Here is a 14,892-nt window from a genome sequence, read left to right as displayed (position 1 = left end):
AGTTTGGCGAGGATTGGGAGTTACCTGAATTTCGCCGGTACGAAGACCACCTATCAATCGGAGATCACGCGGTATTGGTCCCTGCGTTCGCAGGGACGACAACAACTATCTATGCCCGAAGATCGCACTCCCCACGCGCACATGGGTGGCACCTAGCATGATGGCATTGGCGAAATCCGCGCTCATGCCCATCGAGAGATTGGTCAATCCATTACGCGCGGCGATCTTGGCGGTCAGCGCGAAATGCGCCGCCGGCGGCTCGTCGACCGGCGGGATGCACATCAATCCAGAGATCGTCAGCCCATAGGTGTCGCGGCAGCTGGCGAGGAAGGCGTCGGCCTCGCCGGGCGCGATGCCGGCCTTCTGCGGCTCCTCGCCGGTGTTGATCTGGACGAAGAGTTGCGGGTGCTTGTTCTGGGATTCGATTTCCTTGGCTAACGCCTGGCAAATGCTCGGACGGTCGACCGAATGGATCGCATCGAACAGCGCGACCGCCTCTTTCGCCTTGTTGGACTGCAACGGTCCGATCAGATGCAGCGCGATGCCCGAGTAAACAGACGTTAACGCAGGCCACTTGCCTTTGGCCTCCTGCACCCGATTCTCGCCGAATACGCGCTGTCCGGCGTCGATAACCGGGGTAATTGCATCCGCGGCGAAAGTCTTGGACACCGCGATCAGCGTCACGGAGGCGCGATCGCGCCGCGCATCCTTGCAGGCACGGGCGATTTCGGCTTCGACCGCGGCGAGCGCGTTTGGTGAATGGCCGGTTATCGGCGCGCCGTTGGCTTCTGTCATGACGTCGATTGGCTGTGATCCTGACCGAGGTAAGTCCAATTTTACCGAGTTCAAGAAAGAGTTTTTGAACCCTTCGCTTTACCTTGGCCGACGGGGTGGGTAGCGAAGATGGCAACAATCAGTCTCAACCGCAAACGAGCGAAACTCAAGCAGGTTCTCGGAATCCGGGCGCGGCTTGCATTGCTCGCGGTGATTCTGGTGGCGCCCTTGATGCTCGAGCGCATCCGTTCGCTCGAAGATACCCGCACCCGCCAGATCGCACAGGCCACGGTTGAATTCACCACCGTCGCGCGGCACAGCGCCGATGCGCAACGCGAGGTGATCTCGTCGGTCGAGACCATTCTGAAATCGGAGGCCTTCATCCGCGCCTCCGCCGGCGGCGTCAGCAAGAGCTGCGACGTGCTGCGCGCGAGCCTGCCGTCGAACCTGCCCTGGATCCGCACGCTTTTGATCGCCGGCGCAGACGGGCGCATCCAGTGCGCGACGAACAATATGTATGTCGGCCTCGACCTGAGCGACCGGCCCTACTTTCAGCAGGCCCAAACGAGCGGCCGCTTCGTGCTGAGCGATTTCATCCTGTCGCGGCCGATAGCAGCACCGACGGTGATGGCGGCTTATCCCGTATCGGCTTTCAGCGGCGTGTCCGATGCCGTCGTCCTTGCCACGGTCAATCTCGACTGGATGTCGAAGGTCATGAGCAATCTGGGCGGCCGCGCCGGCATCACGGCCGTGCTGGTGGACAGCACAGGCACCGTGCTGGCCGCGCCGGCCGATCAGCACAGCGCAGTCGGCCGTCCGCTCGACAACATGCCGCTGATGTCGGCGATCGCCGACAGGGCGCTGCGTTCCGACCAGGATGAAGGCTCACTGTCTTTCCTCGCCGCCGACGGCTCGCGCCGCGCGGTCAGCTACATCCGCATCTCCGGCACCAACGCCCGCCTGATCGCCAGCATCGACGAAGACAAGGTGTCCGCGGCGGTCAACCGCGACATCCGCACCGCCTATCTCCAGCTCGCCTTCGTCGTCGTGTTCGTCCTGCTCGGCGCGCTGATCGCCGCCGAAAAGCTCGTCATCAAGCCGATCGAGATGCTCGTCGACATGGCCAAGCGTCTCGGCGAGGGCGATCTGTCGGCGCGCGCGGCGCGCAATCGCCTGCCGGCCGAGTTCGTGCCGCTGGCCCGCGCGTTCAACGCGATGGCGGCGCAGCTGAGCCAGCGCGAGCGCGAGCTGATCGCGAGCAACGACCGGCTGACGGTGATGGCCTCGATCGACATGCTGTCGGGGCTCGCCAACCGGCGCGGCTTCCAGAGCCGGCTCGACTTCGAGTGGATGCGCGCGCAGCAATATGGCAGCGACCTCGCGCTGCTGATGATCGACGTCGACCATTTCAAGCTGTTCAACGACACCTATGGCCATCTCGAAGGCGATTCCTGCCTGACCAGGCTCGGCGAGTCGCTGTCCGGCATCGCCGCCGACACGATGGGCTTCGCGGCACGCTATGGCGGCGAGGAGTTCTGCCTGCTGCTGCCGAACACCGACGTGAACCGCGCCGTGGAAATCGGCGAGCTGGCCCGCGCGGCCGTGCTGAAGCTGTGCCTGCCGCACATCACCTCGGCCCACATGATCGTCACCGTCTCGATCGGCGTTGCCGCGACGAAGCCGAACGAAGCCTTGCGTCCCGGCGACCTGATCGAAGCCGCCGACGCCGCGCTCTACGCCGCAAAACACCGCGGCCGCAACAATGTCGTCGAGCACGGCGTGCAGGCGATCGAGACCGGCGCCGTCGAAATGATGATGGCGGCGAGCGCCTAACCCGCAGTCCCCACGCGATCGAGCTCGGTTTCCGTCACCACGCGATTGCGGCCGCTGCCCTTGGCGAGATAGAGCGCGCGGTCGCAACGCTCGATGAGATCGGTGATCGCTTCGCCGGCCCGGTACTGCGCCACGCCGATCGACACGCTGATGCTGGGCAGGACCTCGCCGGTGGAGCGGCGTGTGATCGTGCACTCGGCGAGCGCGTGCCTGATCCGCTCGGCAATCTCGGCACAGGTGGCGAGATCGGCATCCGGCAGCACCGCGATCAGCTCCTCGCCGCCATAGCGGGCCGGCAGATCCTGCTCGCGAACCTTTTCACGCAGCACCTTCGCCATCAGGCGCAGCACCTGGTCGCCGACGCCGTGGCCGAAATTGTCGTTGAAGCTCTTGAAGTGGTCGATGTCGAGCATCAGCACGCTGAGCGGCTCGCCCCACGCCGCAGTCGCCAGCGCCTTGCGCAGGAATTCGTCGAGCGCCCGCCGGTTTGCGAGGCCGGTCAGCGTGTCGGTCCGGGCGCGCTCCTCGGACCTCGATAGCGAATCGCGGATCACGTCGAGCTCGCGGGTCTTTTCCGCAAAGCCTGCCTCCAGCCGTGTCGCCCGTGTGGCGGCCCGCGCCAGCTCGTTCATGAGCTGGGCAACCAGCGCCTTCGGATCGACGCCGGCCTTGCCCTGGTCCGCCACCTCGCTGATGACCTGCATCTGCGAATGATTGTCGGCGATCGCGGTCGCCAGAAACTCCTTCGCGGCCCCCATGAGCGCCTGCAGCCGCTCGGACGTGTCGACCACCGCGGCACTCACCTGGGGCGCGACATAGGTCTTGAACAGGTCCTGATTGGTTCTGGCGTCGAACGGACGATTGTGGTCGATCAGGAGATCGATCGCGTTGCGCAGATCCTCATGGCCGTCCCCGAAATACAGGAACCAGACGGCAAAATTGGCCGGGGTCGGCGCAATCCGCTGTTCGGCCATGCTCCGCATCGCCCGTCCGGCAATGGACGCGGCATAGTCGTAATCGGGCTCGTCGAAGCTGGAATCCATCGCACTCATGCGGTCTCGTCGGGCCGCAAATTGGCATTGACCCCTTAATCACACCCCAACGCCGACCTTCGTAGTTATGCGGAGGCGCCGGCAAGGTTCCAAACCGCGGCAACCCATTGACCCCCTAAGGACTTCTATGGCCTAGTCCGCCGTCTTGAGACGGCCGAACCCACGAAAACCCCAACGATTCCATGACCTCCGAACGCTATAACGCCCGCGACGCCGAACCGCGCTGGCAACGCCTCTGGGACGAACAGGCGATCTTCGTCTCCAAGAACGACGATTCGCGGCCGAAATATTATGTGCTCGAGATGTTCCCCTACCCGTCCGGGCGCATCCATATCGGCCATGTCCGGAATTATACGCTCGGCGACGTGCTGGCCCGCTTCATGCGCGCCAAGGGGTTCAACGTGCTGCATCCGATGGGCTGGGACGCTTTCGGCCTGCCGGCCGAGAATGCCGCGATCGAGCGCAAGGTCGCGCCGAAAGCCTGGACCTACGACAACATCGCCGCGATGAAGAAGCAGCTCCGCTCGATCGGGCTGTCGCTGGACTGGTCACGCGAATTCGCGACCTGCGACCCCAGCTACTACAAGCATCAGCAGAAGATGTTCCTGGACATGCTTGGCGCCGGCCTCGCCGAGCGCGAGAAGCGCAAGCTCAACTGGGATCCGGTCGACATGACCGTGCTCGCCAACGAGCAGGTGATCGACGGGCGCGGCTGGCGCTCCGGTGCGATCGTCGAGCAGCGTGAGATGAGCCAATGGGTCTTCAAGATCACGAAGTACTCGCAGGAGCTGCTGTCCGCGCTCGACGGGCTCGATCGCTGGCCCGACAAGGTGCGGCTGATGCAGCGCAACTGGATCGGCCGCTCGGAAGGGCTGCTGGTCCGTTTCGCGCTGGATCAGGCGACAACGCCCGCCGGCGAGAGTGAGCTGAAGATCTTCACGACGCGCCCGGACACGCTGTTCGGCGCGAAATTCATGGCTATCTCGGCAGATCATCCGCTGGCACAGGCAGCCGCCGCGAAGAACCCTGAGCTTGCGGAGTTCATTGCCGACATCAAGAAGATCGGCACCGCGCAGTCGATCATCGACACCGCGGAGAAGCAGGGCTTTGACACCGGCATCCGTGCGGTGCACCCGTTCGATCCGAATTGGAAGCTGCCGGTCTATGTCGCCAATTTCGTGCTGATGGAATACGGCACCGGCGCGATCTTCGGCTGCCCGGCGCACGACCAGCGCGACCTCGACTTCGTCAACAAGTACAATCTCGGCAATACGCCGGTAGTGTGCCCCGAGGGCCAGGACCCGAAATCGTTTGTCATCACCGACACCGCCTATGACGGTGACGGTCGCATGATCAATTCGCGCTTCCTCGACGGCATGACCATCGAGCAGGCCAAGGACGAGGTCGCAAAACGTCTGGAAAGCGAGCTGCGCGGCAACGCGCCGGTCGGCGAGCGCCAGGTGAATTTCCGCCTGCGCGACTGGGGCATTTCGCGTCAGCGCTATTGGGGCTGTCCCATTCCCGTCATCCATTGCCCGAAATGCGATGTGGTGCCGGTACCGGATGCCGATTTGCCGGTGACGCTGCCTGACGATGCGACCTTCGACAAGCCGGGCAACGCGCTCGACCATCATCCGACCTGGAAGCACGTCACCTGCCCCAAATGCGGCGGCAAAGCCCAGCGCGAAACCGACACCATGGACACCTTCGTGGATTCGTCCTGGTACTTTGCGCGCTTCACCGATCCCTGGAACGAGACCGCGCCGACGACGCCCGCCGTCGCCAACCGGATGCTGCCGGTCGACCAATATATCGGCGGCGTCGAGCACGCGATCCTGCATCTGCTCTACAGCCGCTTCTTCACCCGCGCGATGAAGGCGACCGGGCACATCGCGCTGGACGAGCCGTTCGCCGGCATGTTCACGCAAGGCATGGTGGTGCACGAGACCTACCAGAAGGCCGACGGCACCTATGTGCAGCCGGCCGAGGTCAAGGTCGAGGTCGGCGGAAATGGGCGCCGCGCAACGCTATTGACGACGGGCGAAGACATCCAGATCGGCCCGATCGAGAAGATGTCGAAATCGAAGAAGAACACGGTCGATCCCGACGACATCATCGAGACCTACGGCGCCGATGTCGCCCGCTGGTTCATGCTGTCGGATTCCCCGCCCGACCGCGACGTGATCTGGAGCGACGAGCGCGTCCAGGGTGCCTCGCGCTTCGTCCAGCGGCTGTGGCGGCTGGTGAACGATTCCATCGAGCTCGGCAAAGCCGCGCCGGCGGCCCGGCCGGCCAGCTTCGGCCCCGACGCGACCGCCTTGCGCAAGGCCGCCCATGGCGCGCTCGACAAGGTCACCACCGGAATCGAGCGGCTGCACTTCAACGTCTGCCTGGCCCATATCCGCGAATTCGCCAATACCTTCTCGGAGATCCTGCAGCGCCCCGGCCAGCCAACCCCCGATTTGGCTTGGGCGATCCGCGAAGCCGGTCAGATCCTGGTCCAGCTGTTCTCCCCGATGATGCCGCACCTTGCCGAAGAGTGCTGGCAGGCTCTGGGCCAGAGCGGGCTGGTTTCCGAGGCCAATTGGCCGCAAATCGAACGCGATTTGCTGGTTGAAGACAGCGTGACCCTCGTGGTCCAGGTCAACGGCAAGAAGCGGGGTGACGTCACAGTTGCAACAGCGGCCCAGAATCCGGAAATCGAGGCTGCCGTTTTGGCTCTCGATGCGGTAAAACTGGCCCTGGACGGCAAGCCCGTCCGCAAGGTGATCATCGTCCCCAAGAGGATCGTAAATGTTGTCGGCTAGGATCCGCATCGCAGCCCGCTTGCTGGCGGTCGCCGCATTGGCGGCGCTGACGGCTGGTTGCTTCCAGCCGATGTATGCCGAGCGTGGCGACGGCACCCCCGGTTTGCGCGAGAAGCTGATGGGGGTCGAGCTCCCGCCGATCGCCAAGCCCAATGCCTCCCGCGAGGCCCGTGTCGGTGTCGAAGTCCGCAATGCTCTCGCCTTCAAGCTCTACGGCACCGCGACCGGAATGCCGCCGACCCATCGGCTGGACATCCGCTTCACCTCCAGCCGTTCTTCGCTGATCGTCAGCGCCACGACGGGATTGCCGACCAGCGAAAACCTCGGCATCGACGCCCAGTACAATCTGATCGAGGTCGCGACCGGCAAGTCGGTGATGACCGGCACCACGTTCTCGCGCGTGTCCTATGACATGCCCGGGTCCTATCAGCGCTTCTCCCGCACCCGCGCCGTCCGCGACGCGGAGGATCGTGCCGCCAACGAGATCGCCGAGAACATCACGACCCGGCTAGCCTCGTTCTTCACCGCTGGCACGTAGTGCATTCCCGTCATTCCGGGGCGCCCGCAGGGCGAACCCGGAATCCAGAGATTATAGATCGAGATTCCGGGTTCGCGCTTCGCGCGCCCCGGAATGACAGTTGGGCCCGATGGTCGCGCTGCGTGGAAAAGAGATCGACGCCTTCCTCGCCCGCCCCGATGCGGGCCGCCCGATCATCCTGCTCTACGGTCCCGATGCCGGCCTGGTGCGCGAGCGCGCCGATGCGCTGATCGCATCGGCCGTCGATGATCCCAACGATCCGTTCTCGCTGGTCAAGCTCGACGGCGACGAGCTCTCCGCCGAGCCCTCGCGCCTTGTCGACGAAGCCCTGACGGTGCCGCTGTTCGGCGGCCGACGCGCCATCCGCATCCGCGCCGGCTCGCGCAGCTTTGCCAGCGGCATCGATACGCTGGCCGAGATGAGCGTGAAGGATTGCCGCATCGTGATCGAGGCCGGCGAGCTGCGCCCGGATTCGCCGCTGCGAAAAGCCTGCGAGAAGGCCAAGGCCGCCGTGGCGATCGGCTGCTATCCCGACACGGAGCGCGACCTCGCCAAGCTGATGGATGACGAATTGCGCATCGCAAATTTGCGCATCGCGCAGGATGCCCGTGCGGCGCTGATGTCGTTCCTCGGCGGCGACCGCCAGGCCTCGCGCAACGAGCTGCGCAAGCTGACGCTCTACGCGCACGGCAAGGGCGAGGTCACGCTGGATGACGTGATGGCCGTGGTCGCCGACGCCTCCGAGCTGAAGCTCGACCCGATCGTCGACGGCGCCTTTGCCGGACGGCCCGACATCGTCGAGACCGAATTCGCAAAAGCCATGATCGCCGGCACCTATCCCGGCGTGATCATTTCCGCCGCGCAGCGCCAGGCTGCGTGGCTGCACAAATCCGCGCTCGCGATCGCCGAGGGTCAGCCTGCCTCCGCCGTGCTCGACGGCGGCTATCCGCGCCTGCATTTCTCACGTAAGCCCGCGGTCGAAACGGCGCTGCGAAATTTCAGCGTGGCGCGGCTCGCCGCCATTATCGAGCAGCTCGCAACCGCGGCGCTCGACACCCGCAAGCAGTCCACGCTAGCCGCCGCCATCGCCCAGCGGACATTGATGGCCATTGCTGCGAATGCAAAGCGGCGGGGCTGAGCCACGCTGTCATCCCCGCAAACGCGGGGATCCATAATCACAGGAAGTGGTTTGGCGAAGACTTGCAGTCCGGTACTGCGCCCCCGGCCCGATCGCTAAATCACGCGGTATGGGTCCCCGCGTTCGCGGGGACGACAGCGAGGGCGACGCCTACAGCGCGCCCTTGGCCAGCCGCTTCATCACCTCGTCGAGCTGATCGAGGTTGCGGTAGTTGATCTGGACCGAGCCGCCGGGGTCGCGGTGATTGACGGTGACCTTGAGACCGAGCGCATCGCTGACGCGCTTTTCGAGATCGATCGTATCAGGGTCTTTCTCCTTGCCCCCGCTGGCGCGCGCCTTCTGCGGCTTGCGCTCCGGCACGCCCTCTTCATGCGCGAGCGCCTCGGCCTGGCGGACGTTGAGTCCTTCCTCGACGATGCGCTTGGCGGCGGCGAGCGGATCCGGCACGCCGATCAGCGCGCGGGCGTGACCGGCCGTCAGCTCGCCGGTTGCGATGAAGGCCTGCACCTCCGCCGGCAGCTTCGTCAGCCGCATCATGTTGGCGACGTGGCTGCGGCTCTTGCCGACGACTTTTGCGATGTCGTCCTGGCTGCGTTTGAACTCGTTGGCGAGCGCGTGGTAGCCCTGCGCCTCTTCCATCGGGTTGAGGTCCTCGCGCTGCACGTTCTCGACGATCGCGAACTCCAGCGCGTCGCTGTCGCTGATGTCGACCGGAACGATCGGCACCTCGTGCAGGCCGGCCATCTGCGAGGCGCGCCAGCGCCGCTCGCCGGCGATGATCTCGAAGCGGTCCTGTGCGCCCTTCACCGGACGCACCACGATCGGCTGGATCACGCCGTGCTGCCTGATCGACTCGCTGAGCTCCTTCAGCTCGGTGTCCGAAAAGGTGCGGCGCGGATTGCGCGGATTGGCCTTGATGAACTCGATCGGCACCTTGCGCTGCGCGCGCGGCCGATCGACATGCTGGGCCTCGCCGCCGACATCACCGATCAGACTTGCAAGACCCCGGCCCAGTCGCGAACGCGCTTCGTCGGCCATCGCCAGCTCCCTTGGATTCACGCTACAGCACTCCAGAACTGAATTTCGAAACTTGTAGGACGTAGGGCGGATTAGCGTAGCGACATCCGCCGCCGGCTTGTTCGAGGCGAGATAGACGGCGGGTTACGCTGCGCTAACCCGCCCTACGGATCTCTCCGTCAATGCGTGACGCGCAGCTCGCGCTCGCGCTGAATCACTTCGGTGGCAAGCCGCAAATACGCTTCGCTGCCGACGCATTTGAGATCGTAGACCAGCACCGGCTTGCCGTAGGACGGCGCCTCCGAGATGCGCACGTTGCGCGGGATCATGGTCTTGTAAACCTTCTCGCCCATGAATTGCCGGACGTCGGCGACGACCTGGTTGGAGAGGTTGTTGCGCGAGTCGAACATGGTCAGCACGATGCCGTGGATCGACAGGTTCGGATTGAGCGTCGAGCGCACCTGCTCCACCGTCTGCAAGAGTTGCGACAGACCTTCGAGCGCGAAGAACTCGCACTGCAGCGGCACCAGGATCGCGTCGGAGGCCGCCATCGCGTTCACCGTGAGCAGGTTGAGCGAGGGCGGGCAGTCGATCAGCACATAGGTGTAGTCGGCATCCGGCGAGACGTTGTTGTTGAGCGCGCCGATCGCGTCACGCAGCTTGAACGCGCGGCCGGGCGTGGTGCCGAGCTCGAGCTCGAGGCCGGAGAGATCCATGGTCGAGGGCGCGATGTGGAGCCGCGGCACCGCGGTCGAGACGACGGCCTCGCGCAGCGGGGCTTCACCGATCAGCACGTCATAGGTCGAGCATGAGCGGTTGCGGCGATCGATGCCGAGGCCGGTCGAGGCGTTGCCCTGCGGATCGAGATCGACGATCAGGACGCGCTCGCCGATCGCAGCGAGCGCCGTGCCGAGGTTGATCGCTGTGGTTGTTTTTCCCACACCGCCCTTCTGATTCGCCAGCGCCAGGATGCGCGGATGGCCGTGCGGCACCTCGCTGGTCGGTTCCTGGGTCGGTTCCTGGGTCTGCTCTTGCTGCGGCTCGTCAATCACGGTCATCGAAATTTTCCCCACTCAACCCCTGAGCGCCTCAGCTGCGCCGTTCGGCGGCATCGAGCTCCACGATCCAGCCGTCACCCGTGCGGCTTGGGTGGAGCCGAGGCTCGATATTCCAATATTTAGCGGCTTCGGTCAATTCAGCCTCTACATCTTGACCCTTAGGAAATAACGCCTTTGCGCCCTGGCGCATCAGCGGCTCCGCAAAGCCGATGAGTTGATGTAGCGGAGCCAGCGCACGCGCGGTGACGCAATCGACGGGGCCGGTGATTCTATCCACATTATCCCCGATCTCAGCGAGATGTACGACTCCTGGAGATGTGGTGACGCGAATTGCTTCGCGCAGAAACGCCGCCTTCTTGGCGATTCGCTCAACGAGATGAACTTTCGCGCCCGGCGACGCCGCCATGGCGCAGGCCAGGACGACGCCGGGAAAACCGCCGCCACTGCCGAGATCGGCCCAGCGCTTTGCGGCGGGCGCGAGATCGACGAGCTGGAGCGAATCGGCGATGTGCCGGGTCCAGAGGTTTGGCAGGGTCGAGGGCGCGACGAGATTGGTCTTGGCCTGCCACTCCCGGAGCAGCGCGATGTAGCGATCAAGTCGGGCTTCCGTTTCATGTGAAACGGACGCAAGCTTGAGCGCCGCGACCTTGTCAGCGGCGATGATCGCATCGAGTGCTTGATCGTTGGCGCTGGCCTTGTCGATCTTTGATTGGGGCTGTGACGGCGCGGCTTGCCGTCCTGCCCCCTCGCCCGCCTCAGGTCGTTGCGATGAAGATCTGCCGCCTGCCGGCCCGCGTTGTTTCACGTGAAACGCCTATGCAATCGCTTTCGAGGTCTTGCGGGCCTCACGGCGGAGATAGGCCGCGAGGATGCCAAGCGCGGCCGGCGTCATGCCGTCGATCCGGCCTGCCTGCCCCACGGTGAACGGCCGTGCCTTCTCCAGCTTGGCACGCACCTCGTTGGAGAGCCCGGGCACCTGCTGGTAATCGACCTCCGACAGCACCAGCCTCTCGTCGCGCCGGAAGGCCTCGACGTCGGCGCTCTGGCGCTCGAGGTAGACATCGTACTTGGCGTCGATCTCGAGATGGGTGGCGATGACGGGATCGATGGCCGACAGCTCCGGCCAGATTGCGCGGACCTGGCTCCAGCCGATATCCGGATAGGCCATCAGCGAGAACGCCGATCGGCGCTGGCCATCCCGGTTCAAGGACAGTCCGTGCTTGATCGCCTCGTTCGGGGTTATCGCCAGCGACTTCGAGAGCGCCCTGGCCGCGTTCAGGGCGTCCATCTTGGCGCGATGATGCTGGGTCCGGGCACTGCCGACGCACCCCAAAGCGATCCCCTTCTCGGTCAGACGCTGATCGGCATTGTCCGCCCGCAAGGTCAGACGATACTCGGCCCTGGAGGTGAACATCCGATAAGGTTCGCTGATCCCGCGGGTCACGAGGTCGTCGATCATCACGCCGAGATAGCCGTCTGCGCGGTCGAACACGGTCAGTGCGGCCCCGCTCGCAGCCAGTGCCGCGTTCAGGCCGGCCACGATGCCCTGCCCGGCGGCCTCTTCGTATCCGGTGGTGCCGTTGATCTGTCCGGCCAGGAACAGGCCGCGCAGACGCTTGGTCTGCAGGGTCGGATCGAGCTCCCTGGGATCGATGTGGTCGTATTCGATGGCATAGCCGGGGCGGACCATCTTCACCCGCTCCAAGCCGGGAATGCTGGCGAGGATCGCGAGCTGGACTTCCTCCGGCAGCGAAGTCGAGATGCCGTTGGGATAGACCGTGCTGTCGTCGAGCCCTTCGGGCTCCAGGAAGATCTGATGACCGTCGCGATCGCCAAAGCGGACGATCTTGTCCTCGATCGAGGGGCAATAGCGGGGACCAGAGCTCTTGATCTGGCCGGAGTACATCGGCGAGCGATGGACATTGGCCCGGATCACCTCATGGGTCGCGGGCGTGGTCCGGGTGATCCCGCACTGGATCTGCGGGGTCGTGATCCGCTCGGTCATCACCGAGAACGGCTCCGGCGGCTCGTCTCCGGGCTGCATTTCGACCGCCGACCAGTCGATCGTGGTGCCGTCCAGACGCGGCGGAGTGCCGGTTTTGAGCCGTCCCAGGGTGAAGCCGGCGCGCTCAAACGAGCCGGAAAGACCCATCGCGGGCGCCTCATCGACGCGGCCGGCCGGCCAGTTCTTCTCGCCGAGATGAATGAGACCGCGGAGGAAGGTGCCCGTGGTGACAACCACAGCCCCTGCCCGGAGCTCACGGCCATCGGCCAGGCGCAGACCGGTGACGCGGCCATCGGCCACGGTCAGCTCGTCAGCCTCGCCCTCGATGACCGAGAGACCCTCGGTCTGCCGGATCGCGGCCTGCATCGCGGCGGCATAGAGCTTCCGGTCTGCCTGGGCCCGAGGACCGCGGACGGCGGGACCTTTGCGGCGATTGAGCACGCGAAACTGGATGCCGCCGGCATCGCCCACGCGACCCATCAGACCGTCCAGCGCATCGACCTCCCGAACCAGATGACCCTTGCCGAGGCCGCCGATCGCGGGATTGCAGGACATCGCACCGATGGTGGAGAAACGATGCGTCACCAGAGCGGTCGTCGCGCCCATCCGGGCGGCCGCAGCCGCGGCTTCACAGCCGGCGTGGCCGCCGCCAATCACGATGACGTCGAAGCTCTCTCGCTCTGTTCGCATGGCGGACTTCTAGCTCAGTGTCGGGAAAGCCGGAAGAAGAAACTGGGGAGCTGGATGTTTCACGTGAAACACGAACCAAGGGGGCCCAAGCGATTTCGCGAAAACAACCCCATGCACAGTAGAATGACAGTGGGATTCTCGTGTTTCACGTGAAACGAAATCGGCATTCCCCCGGACAAGGTGCCGACCGGTGGATGCTGGATCCGCTAGCCGCCACACTCGTCATTGCGAGCAAAGCGAAGCAATCCAGAAACCCTCCTCGGAAGCCAGTCTGGATCGCTTCGTCGCGAGGGCTCCTCGCAATGACTGGGAGCGAGCGTAGCGCCGCCGAAGCGGTCCTTTGGACGCAGAGAGAGGGAACTTCCATTCGCCGTGCTTCGCGCTGTGCCCATCCGAACTCCGAAGCGGATCCAGATATCGAGCGACGACGAGCCGTAGAATGTTTCACGTGAAACACAAGGAATGGAATAAGGGCTAGTTCTACAATGAAGAACTAGACTTACTTTCCAATGCAGAACTTTTGGAAGATGGCTTCGAGGACGTCTTCGACATCCACCCGGCCCAGCAATCGGCCCAAGGCGTAAGCGGCAGCGCGCAGCTCTTCGGCCGCAAGCTCCTCGCCGTCTTCTACAAGGTCCAGACTCCGGCGCAAGCTTTCTGACGTCCGGACCAACAGATCCCGCTGGCGAGCCCGGGTCACCAGCGCGCCCTCGGTGGCTCCGAAAAACTCAGAAGCGAATTTAACCAGCGCGTCCACAAGGTCCGGGACACCATCCCCCCGACTCGCCGAGATCCCGAACTCGGCCCGCGGTACGACGCCCTCGCTCAGGTCGACCTTGTTGCGGACGATCCAGACCGGTCCACCGGACGGATCGCCCTCATCAGACGTCCGCGGCGACCGCATCGCACTGGGATCGACGGCCTGCTCCCCCTCCACCAGCCACAGCACGAGGTCGGCGTCTTCGGCCCGCGCTCTCGCCCGGCGCACGCCCTCCTGCTCGACCGGATCATCGGTCTCGCGAATGCCGGCAGTGTCGATCACCGTGACGGGATAACCATCGAGATCGAGCTGGACCTCGATCACGTCGCGCGTCGTGCCGGCATACGGCGAGACGATCGCGACCTCGCGGCGCGCGAGCTGATTCATCAGGGTCGACTTGCCGACATTCGGCTCGCCTGCGATCGCAACCACGAGGCCCTCGCGCAGACGTTCAGAATGTCCCTGTGCTGCAAGGACTTCTGCAATTTCATCGTGCAGCGCTTTGATCGCTTGCACCGCCGGCGCCCTCAGCTCCGCCGGCACATCGCCCTCATCGGAAAAATCGATGCCGGCCTCGATCAGCGCCGACGCCTCGATGATGCGCTCGCGCCAGTCGCGCGCACGGTCCCCGAGCAGGCCCTGCAGCTGGCGCAGCGCCTGACGGCGCTGGCGGTCGGTGTCCGCGTGGATGAGATCGTCGAGGCCCTCGGCTTCGGTGAGGTCGAGCTTGCCATTCTCGAAGGCGCGCCGCGTGAACTCGCCGGGCTCGGCCGCACGCGTATTCGGAATTACAGAAATAGCAGCAAACAGCGCGGCCAGGACCGCGCGGCCGCCATGCACGTGGAATTCGGCGACATCCTCGCCGGTCGTGCTGGCCGGTCCCGGAAACCACAGCACGACCGCATCGTCGATCGGCTGGCCCGCGCCGTCACGAAGCAGCCGGCGGCTGGCCTGCCTCGGCGCCGGCAGCTTCCCCGCCAGGGTCGTCAACGCCAAGCCGGCCTGTGGACCCGAAATGCGCACCACGGCGATCGCACTCGGCGCCCGGCCGGACGACAGCGCAAAGATGGTCTGGTCTCGCGGATGCATGGCCTATTTGTCCGGCTCGCGACGAAAAGGCAAACGGGGCCATTCCCTAGACCGCGGCGGGTCGGTTTTGCTGCGCCTTTGCCGCACCAAAGATCATATTGCATCGCAGCAACGACCCGGCAATTTGCTGC

Annotated in this window: 11 protein-coding genes; 4 read left to right on the top strand and 7 right to left on the bottom strand. The window is 64.8% G+C overall.

Translation table 11 applies throughout. From position 1 onward, the window contains the following. Nucleotides 1-105: 105 nt before the first annotated feature. The gene (locus tag A3AS_RS0142850; protein WP_018323553.1) at nucleotides 106-795 is read right to left on the bottom strand and encodes a YggS family pyridoxal phosphate-dependent enzyme; all 690 of its coding nucleotides are present in this window, start codon (nucleotides 793-795) and stop codon (nucleotides 106-108) included. A gap of 108 nt (nucleotides 796-903) precedes the next feature. On the opposite strand from A3AS_RS0142850, the gene A3AS_RS0142845 reads away from it, so the two are divergent. Next, entirely contained in the window at nucleotides 904-2,607 is a 1,704-nt protein-coding gene (locus tag A3AS_RS0142845; protein ID WP_018323552.1) for a diguanylate cyclase domain-containing protein, read from the top strand. On the opposite strand, the gene A3AS_RS0142840 is transcribed toward A3AS_RS0142845, so the two are convergent. Continuing rightward, nucleotides 2,604-3,650: a GGDEF domain-containing protein gene (locus A3AS_RS0142840; protein WP_018323551.1), complete on the bottom strand. Its 1,047-nt coding sequence runs from the start codon at nucleotides 3,648-3,650 to the stop codon at nucleotides 2,604-2,606. The genes A3AS_RS0142845 and A3AS_RS0142840 overlap by 4 nt on opposite strands. A gap of 191 nt (nucleotides 3,651-3,841) precedes the next feature. On the opposite strand from A3AS_RS0142840, the gene leuS reads away from it, so the two are divergent. From leuS to holA, 3 genes are all read left to right on the top strand, one after another. Beyond that, nucleotides 3,842-6,466: a leucine--tRNA ligase gene (gene leuS / locus A3AS_RS0142835; RefSeq protein WP_018323550.1), complete on the top strand. Its 2,625-nt coding sequence runs from the start codon at nucleotides 3,842-3,844 to the stop codon at nucleotides 6,464-6,466. Continuing rightward, nucleotides 6,453-7,004, top strand: a complete 552-nt coding sequence (gene lptE, locus A3AS_RS0142830; RefSeq protein WP_018323549.1) for an LPS assembly lipoprotein LptE — start codon at nucleotides 6,453-6,455, stop codon at nucleotides 7,002-7,004. Before leuS ends, lptE begins: the two co-directional genes overlap by 14 nt. Before the next feature lie 109 nt (nucleotides 7,005-7,113). Continuing rightward, complete coding sequence (gene holA / locus A3AS_RS0142825; protein WP_018323548.1) at nucleotides 7,114-8,142, top strand: DNA polymerase III subunit delta; 1,029 nt, start codon at nucleotides 7,114-7,116, stop codon at nucleotides 8,140-8,142. Between the two features lie 150 nt (nucleotides 8,143-8,292). Here the strand turns inward: holA and A3AS_RS0142820 are convergent, their stop codons facing one another. The 5 genes from A3AS_RS0142820 to mnmE all read right to left on the bottom strand — a co-directional run bounded on the left by A3AS_RS0142820 (nucleotide 8,293) and on the right by mnmE (nucleotide 14,761). Continuing rightward, nucleotides 8,293-9,180 carry a ParB/RepB/Spo0J family partition protein gene (locus A3AS_RS0142820; RefSeq protein ID WP_026202946.1) on the bottom strand — a complete coding sequence of 296 codons (888 nt, stop codon included), beginning with the start codon at nucleotides 9,178-9,180 and terminating at the stop codon, nucleotides 8,293-8,295. A gap of 158 nt (nucleotides 9,181-9,338) precedes the next feature. Next, nucleotides 9,339-10,217, bottom strand: coding sequence for a ParA family protein (locus A3AS_RS0142815; RefSeq protein WP_018323546.1), 879 nt, complete (start codon nucleotides 10,215-10,217; stop codon nucleotides 9,339-9,341). A gap of 31 nt (nucleotides 10,218-10,248) precedes the next feature. Next, on the bottom strand, nucleotides 10,249-10,881 hold the full coding sequence (gene rsmG, locus A3AS_RS0142810; RefSeq protein ID WP_245283418.1) for a 16S rRNA (guanine(527)-N(7))-methyltransferase RsmG: 633 nt from the start codon (nucleotides 10,879-10,881) through the stop codon (nucleotides 10,249-10,251). A gap of 150 nt (nucleotides 10,882-11,031) precedes the next feature. Further along, nucleotides 11,032-12,912, bottom strand: a complete 1,881-nt coding sequence (mnmG, locus tag A3AS_RS0142805; protein ID WP_018323544.1) for a tRNA uridine-5-carboxymethylaminomethyl(34) synthesis enzyme MnmG — start codon at nucleotides 12,910-12,912, stop codon at nucleotides 11,032-11,034. A 499-nt stretch (nucleotides 12,913-13,411) separates the two neighbouring features. Then, nucleotides 13,412-14,761 (bottom strand): tRNA uridine-5-carboxymethylaminomethyl(34) synthesis GTPase MnmE, encoded by a 1,350-nt coding sequence (mnmE, locus tag A3AS_RS0142800; RefSeq protein ID WP_018323543.1) that lies wholly within the window; start codon nucleotides 14,759-14,761, stop codon nucleotides 13,412-13,414. Nucleotides 14,762-14,892: the final 131 nt, after the last annotated feature.

This window comes from Bradyrhizobium sp. WSM2793 (assembly GCF_000379585.1).
Taxonomy (GTDB): Bacteria; Pseudomonadota; Alphaproteobacteria; order Rhizobiales; family Xanthobacteraceae; genus Bradyrhizobium.
This window is presented reverse-complemented; position numbering and strand designations above follow the sequence as displayed.